The organism is Nocardioides terrae, assembly GCF_900112345.1.
GTDB classification, from domain to species: domain Bacteria; phylum Actinomycetota; class Actinomycetes; order Propionibacteriales; family Nocardioidaceae; genus Nocardioides; species Nocardioides terrae.
The window spans coordinates 1-10,898 of record NZ_FOLB01000027.1 but is presented as its reverse complement, the minus strand read 5'-3'; the positions used below and the strand labels follow the sequence as shown (position 1 = coordinate 10,898).

11 protein-coding genes are annotated in these 10,898 nt (G+C 68.1%); 3 read left to right on the top strand and 8 right to left on the bottom strand.

Translation table 11 applies throughout. The features are described 5' to 3' along the window. From BM236_RS18490 to BM236_RS18465, 6 genes are all read right to left on the bottom strand, one after another. Nucleotides 1-178 (bottom strand): helix-turn-helix domain-containing protein (locus BM236_RS18490; RefSeq protein ID WP_245750264.1); only part of this gene is annotated, 178 nt, incomplete at its 3' end. 254 nt (nucleotides 179-432) lie between these two features. Next, nucleotides 433-1,350 (bottom strand): NADP-dependent oxidoreductase, encoded by a 918-nt coding sequence (locus BM236_RS18485; RefSeq protein ID WP_091126741.1) that lies wholly within the window; start codon nucleotides 1,348-1,350, stop codon nucleotides 433-435. Between the two features lie 84 nt (nucleotides 1,351-1,434). After that, the gene (locus tag BM236_RS18480) at nucleotides 1,435-2,646 is read right to left on the bottom strand and encodes an MFS transporter (protein ID WP_091126739.1); all 1,212 of its coding nucleotides are present in this window, start codon (nucleotides 2,644-2,646) and stop codon (nucleotides 1,435-1,437) included. Between the two features lie 60 nt (nucleotides 2,647-2,706). Then, on the bottom strand, nucleotides 2,707-4,095 hold the full coding sequence (zwf, locus tag BM236_RS18475) for a glucose-6-phosphate dehydrogenase (protein WP_091126742.1): 1,389 nt from the start codon (nucleotides 4,093-4,095) through the stop codon (nucleotides 2,707-2,709). Between the two features lie 106 nt (nucleotides 4,096-4,201). Next, the gene (locus BM236_RS18470; RefSeq protein ID WP_091126737.1) at nucleotides 4,202-5,110 is read right to left on the bottom strand and encodes an ABC transporter substrate-binding protein; all 909 of its coding nucleotides are present in this window, start codon (nucleotides 5,108-5,110) and stop codon (nucleotides 4,202-4,204) included. Continuing rightward, a complete protein-coding gene (locus BM236_RS18465; RefSeq protein WP_091126735.1) occupies nucleotides 5,107-5,511 on the bottom strand; it encodes a hypothetical protein in 405 nt (134 codons plus the stop codon). Before BM236_RS18465 ends, BM236_RS18470 begins: the two co-directional genes overlap by 4 nt. 299 nt (nucleotides 5,512-5,810) lie before the next feature. Here BM236_RS18465 and BM236_RS18785 point away from each other — a divergent pair, with 299 nt between their 5' ends. Then, on the top strand, nucleotides 5,811-6,086 hold the full coding sequence (locus BM236_RS18785; protein ID WP_139230174.1) for a DUF6510 family protein: 276 nt from the start codon (nucleotides 5,811-5,813) through the stop codon (nucleotides 6,084-6,086). Nucleotides 6,087-6,243: 157 nt separating this feature from the next. After that, entirely contained in the window at nucleotides 6,244-7,413 is a 1,170-nt protein-coding gene (locus tag BM236_RS18460; protein ID WP_139230173.1) for an EAL domain-containing protein, read from the top strand. 427 nt (nucleotides 7,414-7,840) lie between these two features. Here the strand turns inward: BM236_RS18460 and BM236_RS18455 are convergent, their stop codons facing one another. Beyond that, nucleotides 7,841-8,326, bottom strand: a complete 486-nt coding sequence (locus BM236_RS18455; RefSeq protein WP_091126732.1) for a redoxin domain-containing protein — start codon at nucleotides 8,324-8,326, stop codon at nucleotides 7,841-7,843. 452 nt (nucleotides 8,327-8,778) lie between these two features. Further along, nucleotides 8,779-10,326, bottom strand: a complete 1,548-nt coding sequence (locus BM236_RS18450; RefSeq protein ID WP_139230172.1) for a hypothetical protein — start codon at nucleotides 10,324-10,326, stop codon at nucleotides 8,779-8,781. Between the two features lie 296 nt (nucleotides 10,327-10,622). On the opposite strand from BM236_RS18450, the gene BM236_RS18445 reads away from it, so the two are divergent. Further along, a partial coding sequence (locus tag BM236_RS18445; protein ID WP_217645412.1) for a transposase occupies nucleotides 10,623-10,898 on the top strand: 276 nt, incomplete at its 3' end.

Sequence of the window (10,898 nt, the reverse complement as noted above, 5' to 3'; positions counted from 1 at the left end):
CCACCGGGGCCGGGGTCCGGTTCGGTTGACGGTGCGGACGGGAGGACCGATCCAGCATCCCGGCTGGCCCTTCGGCCTCGTAGCGATCAGCCCACTTCTTCGCGGTCTTCCACGACACGTCGAAGCGCTCGGCGGCGCGCGGGATCTTCCAGCCCCCGTCAACGATGAGTCGGGCCATCTTGAGGCGGGCGCGAGGGGTCAGGGCGGCGTTGGCATGAGTAGCGTGGGACACGAAGGCCTCCTTTGGTGGCGGAGCGGTTTCTCAACAGCTCCACTCCACACCGGGGAGGCCTTCACCCACCTACACCTCAGATCGTGTCGTCACACGATCTCGACCAACGTGCCTGGGCATCACAGCTAGGTCGGAGCCGCGACGCCTCCGGCAACACGACCTCTGGCGAGCCGTCGGCGCCGCGGGTCGCTGGCCGGGCTTCAGGAACGGATGCTGATGATGGGCTTGCCGTTGCGCCGCTGGGTGGGGTTGAGTGCCGTGATGGCCTCGTCGAACGGCGTGACGCTGTCGATGTTCACCCGGAGGCGCCCATCGCGAACGCGCTGGACAAGCTCACCCAGCTGCGCGCGATCGGACTCGACCACGAAGTCCACGGCCAGGCCGTCCGCAGGGTATGCCTCCGCCGGACCGACGACGGAGACCAGAGTCCCACCCGGACGGACCAGGCGCGCCGATCGCTCCTGGACAGGCCCCCCGATGACGTCGAAGACGAGATCGACTCCGCCGACGTCCTCGAGGGCGTCGCTCTCGAGATCGGCGAACTCATGTGCACCGAAGTCGAGAGCCTTGGTGCGGTCGGCGGCGCGTCCCGTGCCGATGACGTAAGCACCGAACTCTCGAGCGAGCTGGGTCACCATCGTGCCGACCGCACCAGCAGCTCCGTGGGCGAGGACCGTCTGCCCGGCGCGGAGGTGGCCGTGGTCGAACAGGCCTTGCCATGCGGTCAGGCCGGAGATCGGAAGGCTGGCAGCGACCGTGAAGTCGACGTCGCCAGGCAGCGGTGCGAGGTTGCGGGCCTCGACGGCCACGTACTCGGCCAAGGTGCCGTCTCGATGCCAGTCGGTGAGGCCGAAGACGCGTTGTCCGAGGGACAGGCCAGTGGTCCCGTACCCGAGGGCCGTCACCACTCCCGCCATCTCGTGGCCGGGGATCGACGGCGTCCGGTCCCGGTTGGCGCGGTCGGTCCACGTGGAGGGCCACTCCGTCTCCGTCGGGACGAACCCGGATGCGCGGACCTCGACGATGACGTCGTTGATGGCTGCCGGCGGATCGGGCCGCTCGGTCAGGGTCATGCCGGCCGGCCCGGCCGCCCGGTCGGTCACCGTGATGGCTCTCATAGCGTTGTCTCCCTCAGTCGTCTGTCTTCTTCGATGGCGGTGAAGATCTCGCCGGACCGTGAGTCGCGGTAGCGCTGCGAGGTCTTACCTCTCCTGCGGGTCGCGCGCCGCCACGACGGTGTACGACGTCGCCAGCAGCGCGAGACCTCCGTACGCGAAGGCGATGTGGGGGACCGAGATCGCGTGCGAGAACTGTCCGGCGACCAGGCTAGGGAACGCGGCGCCACTGTAGGAGATCAGGTAGATCACGCTGAAGATGGGCGCACGGTCGGACACGGTGCTTCCGGCCAGTAGGCCGCGGACCGCGGCGCTGATCGCTATGCCCTGGCTGGCCCCAGCGACGACGGTCGCGGCGATGAACAGTGCCAGCGTGCCGGTGCTGATCGCGGCGATGAGTCCGATCATCCCGACGAGGAAGACGCCCATGCCCACACGCTGGCCGGTCGCCGGGGTGAACGTGCCCCCCAGTGGTGCGCCGAGCGCGCTGGAGGCCATGTAGGCGGCGAACACCATGCCGAGCACCAGGGGGCTCCCGGTGTGCAGCTGGTCTTCGATCAGGGCGGGCACGAAGGCCTGGTAGAAGGCGCCAGTCGCCCACGTCGCAACGAACACCGCCGCCGCGACGCCGACCAAGGGCTTCGCATGGTGGGGGAGACGGACCTGTGGCCGCATGGAACGCCGAACCCCGGATGTCGCCGGCACCGTCTCGGGGCTGAGTCCGATCAGCCCGGCCGATGCGAGGAGCGCCACAGCGAGGCTCACGTACACAAGGTCACGCGGCCACGGAGCGAGCTGAACCAGGACGCCTGACCCGATGGCGCCCAGGGCGAGGCCGAACATCGGGCCCTGGCTGGAAGCGACGGACGCGAGCCAGCGCGGCTTCACAGGCGCGGTGTCGACGATGTAGGCGGTGAGGCTGCTGCTGGCGAGGCCGGCACCGAGGCCCATCGAGAGGCGCCCGACCAGCAGAGGGGCGACGTGGTGCACGTTCAGCAGCACCAGGCACCCTGCCATCGTGAGGATCAGGCTCACGAGGGCCGCTGGACGGCGGCCTACGTGGTTGGACACTCGCCCGAGGACCAGCAGTGAGGCGATGGTCCCGAGCGAGTACGCCACGACCGCCATCGAGATCTGGGCGTTGGTGAGCCCATCCTCGGCCCGGTAGACGTTGTAGAGAGGCACCGGCGCAGCGTTGGCGGCGAACGAGGTGACGAGTGCGAGCACGGCCGATGCGAAGGCCAGCCGACGCGGCCGGTCGGTGCTGGCGAGGATGGAGGCTGACACGAGGTCCTGCATGAGACCGTTCCTTCGTGGGTTGATCCGAGCGGCGTCATCGCCACGTCGTGCGTCGGCCGGTCAGCGGGATCGAGCAAACGAGACTTCGTGCCACTCGCCGTCACCCGGGCGGCTCTCGGGTGGTCCCCAGGTGCCTTCGTAGTACGGCGACGGGCGGTCAGGCATGTCGAGGATGGGCTCGACGATGCGCCACTCCTCCTCGATCGTGTCCGTTCTGGCAAAGCGGTGCTGTCGACCCTCCAACGCGTCGTCGAGCAGGCGCTCGTAGGCCTCCTGGCGATGACCGAGCGCGGTGGCGAAGTCGACGGTGAGCTCGACGGACTGGCTGACCGTCGAGCTGCCGGGCGTCTTCGCCTGCACGGAGAGGGTGACCCCGTCGTTCTGGCCGAGGCGGTAGCGAAGCAGGTTGGGGACCGGAACGCCGTCCTCCGGGCCGGTGAACAGCATCTGTGGTTGCTGTCGGAACTCGACGACCGCCTCGGTCGCCGTAGCTCCCATCGCCTTGCCGGTGCGCAGGTGGAACGGAACGCCGGCCCAGCGCCAGGAGTCGATGAACAGTGTCGTGCAGACGAACGTCTCCGTCCTGGAAGCGGGCGTGACTCCCGGTTCGTCGAGGTAGCCGACGTACTGGCCGCGCGTGGTGGCTGCCGGATCGAGTGCGACCGCCTGGCGCAGGACGCGGACGTGCTCGTCGCGATATGCGTCCGCGTCCTGCGCGATCGGGGGCTCCATCGCAAGCAGGGCAACCACCTGAAGCAAGTGGTTCTGCAGCACGTCCCGGATCGCACCGACGTCGTCGTAGAAGCCCGCCCGGCCCTGCGTGCCGAAGTCCTCGGCGAGCGTGATCTGGATGTTGTCGATGTAGGTGCGGTTCCACACCGGCGCCAGCAGCGCGTTGGCGAACCGGAACACGAGCAGCCCCTCGACCGACTCCTTGCCGAGGTAGTGATCGATCCGGAAGATGCGGTCCTGGTCGAAAGCCGATGCCAAGCAGTCGTTGAGGGCGCGGGCCGAGGTTCGATCACGACCGAACGGCTTCTCGACGATGATGCGGCCACGCTCGGCCAGTCGCGCCTGCGCCAGCCCGCTCGAGACCCGGGGGAACAGTGCCGGCGGGACCGCCAGGTGGAAGGTCGGCGCGCTGGCATCGGCGAGCACCTCGGCCAGCCGGCGATAGGTGTCCGGGTCGGAGTAGTCGCCGGGCGACATCCGCAGGCGCGAGACCAGCTCCTCGAGCGCTGCGCTGTCGGGCGACCCGACGGCCGCCTCGACCGACTTCCGCACACGCGCAGCCAGCGTGTTCCGGTCCCAGTCGGACCTGGCGACCCCGACGATCCGGGGTGGCAGTCGCCCGGCCCGCGCGAGCTCGTACAGCGCCGGCAGGAGCTTCTTGAAGGCCAGGTCGCCGGAGACACCGAACAACACCAAGGCGTCTGAGCGTTCGATCACGTCGTGCTCCTTCCGTCGCCGTGACAGGCCGTGCAGGTTGCTGGGGGCCGGCACGACCAACCTCCAGCTGCAGTGCGTGAGTTGGTCTCGCCCGAGGGCCGAGCTCTTACGCGAGCCCGTTGTCCTTCAGCCAGTGCGCCGCGACCCGTTCGGCGGACGGCTTGTCGTCACCGGCGAACGTCTCGTTCAACTCGAGAAGATCGTCGGTCGTCAGCTGCGCCGACACGGCACTGAGCACGGAATCGACCTTGCTCGTCCGGGCATCGGCCCGGATGAGCGGGATGACGTTCTGGGCAGCGAAGAGGTCCTTCGGGTCGTCCAGCGTCACCAGGTGGTTCTGACTGATGGATGGCGTCGTGGAGTAGATGTCGGCCACGTCGACCTTCCCGGACGTCAGCGCCTTCAAGGTGGCCGGGCCTCCTCCGTCACTGATGGAGGTGAAGCTGACATCCTGGAACCCGTAGATCCGCTCCATGCCCGGCAGTCCGAACGCACGCGTCTTGAACTCGGGGTTGCCGGCGAGCTTGAGCCCGGTGATGGCGACGAGGTCCTCGATCGAGCTGAGATGGTTCTCCGCCGCGAACCGCGAGGTCACGTTCAGGGAGTCCTTGTCCTGCCCCGGTGCGGGCTCCAGCACGTCCAGCGCATCCGGGAGCACCTCCTTGAGCGCCTCGACGACCTCATCGGGTGCTGTCGCGGTCGCCGTCGGGTCGAAGTACTGGAGCAGATTGCCCGTGTACTCGGGGAAGAGGTCGACGCTGCCGTCCCGGACGGCACCGATGTAGGCCTCACGGGCTCCGATGTCCAGCTTCGTCGTGGCAGGGATGCTCTGCGCCTTGAGCGCGCCGGCGTAGATCTCCGCGAGGATCTCGCTCTCCCCGAATGCTGCGGAGCCGACCACGATCGTGTCCGAGCCCGCCTCGGCCGTCGGTCCCGTGGGATCCCCTGCACACGCCGCAAGGGACGCGATCAATGCCGCGGCGGTCAGGGCGGCCAGGCCGTGCCTGAGCTTCATGTCATGTCCTCTTCTCTACCTGGGTGACGTCGGAGTGTCGACTGGTTCGAGGCGAGCGAGCGCGCGCTGGTGAGTCGGTCCAGGTCGACCGGCTCGACGCGTCCGTGGGTGAGGACGCACGGGCAGACCTCGAGGACCATCTGAAAGGGGAGATCCGGTTCGGGGGAGGCCGGCCCGTACTCGAACCGGACCTCGAACTGACGGTCGCGAGACTCCACCGACATCGCATAGTTCCGATCGGTCGCGACCAGATACCCCAAGACGTGGTCGGCGCGCGCGATCACCTCTTCCTTCGCGGCGGCGAAGGTGTCGCAGACGAGGGGGTCGTCCGACGTGTTCGTGAGGGTCTTGGAGGCGTCGTTGACGCCCGTCGCCGCCATGACTGCGTAGTGGATGCTCATGACCTTGGACCTCGATCAGGTTGGGGCTCGACCAGCGTGACCACACGCCCGGTCCTCGGATGGGTCCGTGAGACGAGCCGACCGGCCCTGCCCACGCTCGAGCCGTTGGTGTCGTCGTCGCCCTCGTCTCTTTCCCATCGGGGAGCGGCCGGCGAAGGATCTGCCCTGCCGGCGTCACCACCACGTAAGGCGGGCCGTGCCCACCGCCACCAACCCGCACCAGTGAGCTCGGGTCGACCGGACGTTGTGCGGCTACTCGGGGTTCAGCCACCCTTCTTGGAGAAGGCCGGGAGCAGCCCATGGAGGCAGGAGACAACGCCGAGACCCGTCGTGATGCGGTGGAGCGCTCACGCGCCGAGGCCTTTGCCATCGACGTGACAGGCGCTGAAGTCACGTGCCGTGACTGCGGCGCCCAGTCACCGCTTGCCGACGAGAAGGCCTTCGCGCGCGATCCCGGGTCGGTGCTGCGGTGCAAGCACTGCTCATCGGTACTGGGCCGGTACCGGCGTGCGCAAGACGTGATCTGGGTCGACCTACGCGCCTCGGGGGCATGGCAGGTTCTGCTTCCGCACTGACGGCGGGGCCGTGCAGCAGCCTCTCGGGGGTCCGCCCCAGAAGGGGACCGTCGGCGCGCTCATCCACCGGACGGTGCGCGCTCAGAGAGCAGAGAGGACCGCCAGTTTGCGCATCTCATCCGCACTAGGCCGAGGCTACGAGACGACCCGCGGCACGTTGGGCGAGCACGGGACTCGGCTCTACGCCTCTTTCGCCCAGTGCGACCGCGTCGGTGCGACCGCTGCGATCATCGTCGCCCTCCTCGGTGCGTGGATCGGTTCGCTTCTTCTCGGCGGATCCCAGTCGCCAGCGCCCCATCTGTTCTACGTGCCCATCGCGCTAGCCGCAGTGCGGTTCGGCACGGCCGGCGCACTGCCGGCCACGGCCGCTGCAGGCGTCCTGGCCGGACCACTGCTTCCAACGGACGTCGACGCCATGGCGCCACAATCGCCGGGGGAATGGCTACTGCGATCGGCGATCTTCATGGCAGTCGGCCTCTTCATCGCCTCTCTGGCGGACGGCGACCACGGCACCATCAGAAGCCGCCTCCAGGACGCTGCCGTCTCGGCTCGACTGAGCCGCGCGATGAGATCCGGCGCGATCGAGGTGTTCTATCAGCCGATCTTCCGGGTCGGCGACGGCGCGCTCGAGTCCGTCGAAGCACTTGTCAGGTGGCGCCGGCCGGACGGCCACTACGTCAGCCCCGCCAGCTTCGTCCCCGCCGCCGAACGCACCGGCGTCATCGGCCGAATCGACCGGTTCGTGCTGACCCGAGCTGTCAGCGCGGCCCGCGAGCTCGCCGATGCTGGCCGGCCAGTCTCCATCAGCGTGAACTTCTCGGCGGTCACTCTTGCGCGGCCCGCGCTGGAACAGTCCGTACGGCATCTCCTGGAGACTCACGACCTCGACCCCCGATTCCTCCAGGTCGAGATCACCGAATCGGCACTCGTCGACGATCTGACCACGGTCGTACGACACGTCGAGGCCCTGCGGACCCTCGGAGTGAGGATCGCGATCGACGACTTCGGTGCGGGACATGCCTCACTCAACTACCTGCAACACTTCCCGGCCGACGTCGTGAAGCTCGACCGCACCTTCCTCACCACCGCGGCCGACGATGGGCGAAGCAGACGCCTGCTCGAGGGCGTCGTGGACATGTGTGCCCGCTTGCACATGGCGGTGGTTGCCGAGGGCGTGGAGTCTACGGACCAGTTGGCGCTCATCCGCGAAGCGAACGTCTCGCTCGTGCAGGGCTTCCTGCTCGGGCGGCCCGGGCCACTTCAAGAATTGCGCGCATCCCTGGACCTCCCGGACCGACGACCAAGCCAGCATGACCCTTCGACGTGATCGCGTCAGTCACCACCGTCGCCCGAACCTGCGCCTCATAGCGAAGATGCGGTGGTCGGAGGTCACCGCGTCATACTTCCCGGGACAATCGCCTCGGTCGGCCGGGTGGCCGGACGCGGCTGAAACGGCTTCGGGGTGGGCTTGCTGGGGACACCGCGCATGATGGAACCTCGATCGGCGAGGGTGGTGCGTGCGAAAAGCCGCCGGCGGCGTGACACCGAGGGCGTGGTGGTGGACGGGCAGCTGCAGGAGCGGTACGTCCGGGGTGGATCGCTGCCAACGGACTGCGCCGCGCATCTGGTTCGTCTTGACACCGGCGTAGCCGGATCCGTGTCCGACTACGCCGGTGCGAATGAGGTGTGGCTGGCCCGAGTTGGTTCACCGAACGTGACGAGGCTCGGTCTCGGTGGTGAGCAAGACGTTGCCACTACCGTCCCGCGCGCTGTGCGGTCACATGGCGCACCAGCCCGACGACGTCATCGGGCAGGAGCCGGCCGATGGCACCGCTGGAGTAGACGCTGACGACGACATCTCCGAACGGGTCGAGGACGAACCCGGTCGATTCCAGGTTGCCGCGTCCCGGGCTCACGAACGCTCCCGTGGCCGCGGAGACGGCAACGGCGTCGGCACTGTGGCCGACCGGGAAGGTGAGCCCGAGCTTCGCAACCAGGTCGGTGGTCGTCGCCTCGTCATCGGTCGACAGTGCAGCGACCTGGACTCCTACCTGCCGGAGCCGCTCACCGGCTCGCTGGAAGGCGCCGAGCTGGGCGTTGCAGTAAGGACACCACGATCCTCGGTAGAACAGCACGACGCCGAAGTTGCCGGCGAAGGCATCCGGAATCGTCAAGGTCTCCCCGCCGGGCTGATTCAGCAGAAGTGCGGGGAAGGAATCTCCGGGGCTGAGCAGTGGCATGAGGACCGTCCTCCATTCCTTCAAGCTGTTGTGCTTCGAAGGTTCGTGGCAGCCGATGATCGTGTTCTTACCAGTGCGGCAGGCGCACCGATGATGCGCCGAAAGCCACCGCGAGGCGCCCCCGCAACGACATCCCGCGCCCGCGGTGTCCAGCGCCCAGGACAGACGCCTCCCTTTTCCGGTGGGGGTCCGAAGAGTAGCCAGGACCATGGGGAGCGCTGTCAACCAGCACTGCCATCGAGGCGACGGCCTGGAACGCCGAAGCCCGCGGCGGGGTATATGTCCTCAGAGACGAGTTGGGCAACGTCTGAGAACTGGACGTACCAAAGATCTTCTCGCTCCGTCCGCGCCTCCTCGCTCGAGGGGGATGTCACGACGCCACCGGTCTGCCGTCGGCGGCACGCACCAGCCCGACACCGGCCGGAGGTCAGGCACAACGATCATGGGGTCACCTAGCGTGACCACGCTCCTGCATCACGTTCCTCGCTCCGAGCAGCAACGGTCGGGTTGAGACCCCGCTTCTCCAGCACGTGGAGCGCACGCGCCAGAGCGCGCGCCTGACGTTCGAGCAGGCGAACGGCCGGCGCTCGCGGCTCGGAGTACGGAACCAGGCGTGCTCGATCTCGCAGCACATCGCTCTCGGCACGAGCCAACGTCGAGTAGACCTGCGGGTCGGAGTCGAGCCCCTCGCGCTGTCGGGCAAGCTCGGCTGCAACCAGCCGGATGGCGGCCAGCTCGACAGGGTCGAGCCGGCTCAGGGCGCTCGGCCGGCGCGGTCGCAACCACGCACGGTCCATCCAGGTCGGAGCGATCGCCGTCGACGCCTGCGTGAGCGCTTGCTGCAGCGAACGGCTGTAGCCGCTGTAGAGACCGACCCAGATCACCAGGTCGTGCAGAGCCTCGCGGCGGGCCGCCGTGTTGATCGCGACGTCATAGGGGGCCACCGGGTTCGTCGTTGCGATACCGAGAAGTGGCAGCAACGCGGTCGACTTCGACAACGTGCGCAACCGCGCCGGGTCCGGCGGCTCGCTGACATCGGTGAGTCCGAGGCGCTCGGTGAGGTCGGCACGCGTCACCTCCAGCGCGGCACGGAAACGCGAGCGCCGCTTCTCGGGCAAGTGGCCGGCGAGAAAGTACGCGTAGGTCAGCAGCAGGTAGGCATGCAGCTCGACGTCATCGATCTGTGGCTCGAGACTGACCTCGGATACGGCGATCTCGCCGCTCAGGCTGCCGAACAGAGCACGCCCGACGGCCGAGGCGACGGTCGCCGAACCGAGGTAGTTCGCCATCGGGTGCCGCACATTCGGTAGCCCGATGTCGAGCACCCAGGGAAACCGGTGGGAGATGCCGCGCATGCCGGTGACAGGATCCGCGCCGCCCCACACATTGAGCCACCAGGCGAGATGCGGCGGGGGCTCACGCAACGCCTCGAGCCGGTCGCTGCCCTTGTGCAGGCCGAGATGGCCGGCTGGCGAGCCGAGGGTGATCATCCCGACGACCTCGATGTCGACGGGCAACCGGGTGATCAGGTCGGCAGCGAGGATGCTGCCCAGGCTATGGGCGAGCAGCAGGATCGGACCCGACTCGGGAAGTGCGGCGAGCACCCGGTGGAGCGTGTTGGCCCGGGTGGCATCGTCCTCGAGATAGCGCCGTGCCTGCGGGAGCACCTTCATCACCGCCGGCACCGTCTCGGCCACCAGTGGCGTCATTCTCCCCGCGGTGTGGGCGCTGAGCGCACGCTCGAGGTCGGCCGTTGCTCGCTCCACGCGCCACCGCACCTCATCACGCGCATCTCCTGTCAGGGATCGCACCGTCTGCGGCGGCAGCGGGTGATGCTCGTCGCTCGGGTAACGCAGGGTGTTGGGGTACTTCGGGGCACGGCACTCGACACCGTCGAGGCCCGGGTAGCCCACCGCTCGCAGTGCAGCATCCAACACATCGCGCCAAGCGTCGTCGTGATCGGCGCCGATGCCGTGGAGGTAGACCAGCGTGGGTGTCATGAGGCTCCCTATGATGCCGCCCTGAGTCTGGCCGGGCGCCGTGTTGCTCGTGCGGCAGATGCGAAAAGGCAGTCAGGTCGGCCGCCTGCCTGGCTTCACTCCGGCAGCGTTCGGGTAGCTCGCGACCTGTGGATGGCCTTGGTAGAGGATGCGGCCATGGCAATCACGAACGACGACGCCCATCGCATCGCACGCGAGCAAGGCGTCAGCGGGCCGCTCTACCTGATCGGGGTCTGCCCCGAGTTTGGTTGACACCTGACCTCTGAGGTTTCGGCCTCAGGCGGAAGGATGTCCCCGTGGCAAAGCCCTACCCCAAGGAGTTCCGCGACGACGTCGTGGCCGTGGCCCGCAAGGGCCAGGCGCCGCTGGCACAGATCGCGAAGGACTTCGGCGTCTCCGAAGGCTCGCTGACCAACTGGTTGAAGCAGGCCGACATCGAGGACGGCAACCGTCCCGGTATCACCGAGGACGAGCGCAAGCAGCTGCGTGAAGCGAACAAGCGGATCCGACTCTTGGAGCAGGAGAACGAGGTCCTCCGCCGTGCGGCCGCCTACCTGTCCCAGGCGAACCTG